Annotated in this window: 1 protein-coding gene; it reads left to right on the top strand. The window is 69.5% G+C overall.

Annotated elements, in window-relative coordinates:
• A partial coding sequence (locus Q7J58_RS13865; RefSeq protein ID WP_304829067.1) for a strawberry notch family protein occupies positions 1-1,076 on the top strand: 1,076 nt, incomplete at both ends.

Here is a 1,076-nt window from a genome sequence, read left to right as displayed (position 1 = left end):
CAGGGCATGGCTGGCCTGGCCCTGCAGAACCGGCTGCCCGACGCCCGCATCCTCTATGTCTCGGCGACCGGCGCCACGACGCCGGAGAACCTGGCCTATGCCGCGCGGCTGGGCCTGTGGGGCGGCCCGGATGCGCCGTTCCCGGCCCGGGAGGCGTTCATGGACGCTGTCGAGACCGGCGGCGTGGCCGTGATGGAGTTGATCGCCCGGGAGCTGAAGGCGATGGGTCTGTACATCGCTCGCTCGCTGTCGTTCGATGGCGTGGAGTACGACGCCCTGCGTCATCCACTGAGCGCCGACGACACCGGCATCTGGGACGCTTGGGCCGACGCCTACCAGCTGATCCACCACAATCTGCGCGCCGCGCTGGAGGCGGTTGGGGTCACCGAGGACGGCAAGCCCAAGAGCGGCCAGGCGGCGTCGGCCGTGATGTCGGCCTTTGAGGGCTCCAAACTGCGCTTCTTCGGCCATCTGCTGGCCGGCCTGAAGGCGCCGTCCCTCGTGGCTTCGATCCGCAACGACCTGGCGGCTGGTCGCTCGGCCATCGTCCAGGTGGTTTCGACCAACGAGGCGGTCATGGAGCGGCGGCTGGCCGAGATCCCGCCGGAGGAGTGGAACAACCTCGCCGTCGACCTGACGCCAAAGGATCAAGTGCTCGACTATCTGATGGGGGCCTTCCCGATCATGGCGATGGACGCGGTCGAGGACGAGGACGGTAACGTCACCATGGTCCCGGTGATGGTCGATGGCGCGCCTGTCGTCAGCCAGGCGGCTCTGCGACTGCGCGACGAACTGGTGACCCATCTGGCCTGCCTGCCGGCAGTGCCGGGCGTGCTGGACGCCGTGCTCGAGGCGCTGGGTCCTGAGCAGGTCGCTGAGATCACCGGGCGCAGCCGACGGGTGATCCACCGCGACGGCCGCCGCGTGGTCGAGCGGCGCAGCGCCTCGGCCGCCAAGGCCGAGACCGACGCCTTCATGAGCGGCAAGAAGCGCGTGTTGGTGTTCTCCGACGCGGGCGGGACCGGGCGCAGCTATCACGCTGATCTGGGCGTCGCCAACCAGCAGCGCCGGGTCCA

It is taken from the genome of Hydrogenophaga sp. (genome assembly GCF_030656115.1).
Classification (GTDB): domain Bacteria; phylum Pseudomonadota; class Gammaproteobacteria; order Burkholderiales; family Burkholderiaceae_C; genus Hydrogenophaga.
This window is presented reverse-complemented; position numbering and strand designations above follow the sequence as displayed.